Genomic DNA, 430 nt, shown 5'->3' with positions numbered 1-430 from the left:
CCCTCCGCCTACGCACCCCCCAGCGGCGGCCTCGACCCCCGCATGCTCTGGCCCAACATCCTGGAAGCGGTCAAGAACCGCCGCCGCTTCACCTGGATCCTGCTCAGCCAGAACGCCCAGGTGGCCGGCTTCGACGGCACCACCCTCCAACTCGGCTTCGTGAACGCCGGCGCGCGTGACAACTTCGCGAGCAGCGGCAGCGAGGACGTGCTGCGGCAGGCGCTGGCCGAGCAGTTCAGCGTCCAGTGGAAGATCGAGGCGATCGTCGACCCGTCGGGCGGCGGTTCGGCTCCCCCGCCACCGGGCGGCGGCGGTTCCTCCGGCTTCGGCGGCGGAAGCGGAAGCGGAGGTGGCGGCGGCTACGGCGCCGGCGGCAACACCGGCTACGGCGGTGGCGGTACGTCCGCCCAGCGCCCCGCACCTCCCCAGC

Annotated in this window: 1 pseudogene; it reads left to right on the top strand. The window is 73.5% G+C overall.

The features are described from left to right. Positions 1-430, top strand: a pseudogene (locus L0P92_RS44910) (DNA polymerase III subunit gamma and tau); the annotation flags it as partial.

Source organism: Streptomyces muensis, from assembly GCF_021474425.1.
GTDB classification, from domain to species: domain Bacteria; phylum Actinomycetota; class Actinomycetes; order Streptomycetales; family Streptomycetaceae; genus Streptomyces; species Streptomyces muensis.
This window is presented reverse-complemented; position numbering and strand designations above follow the sequence as displayed.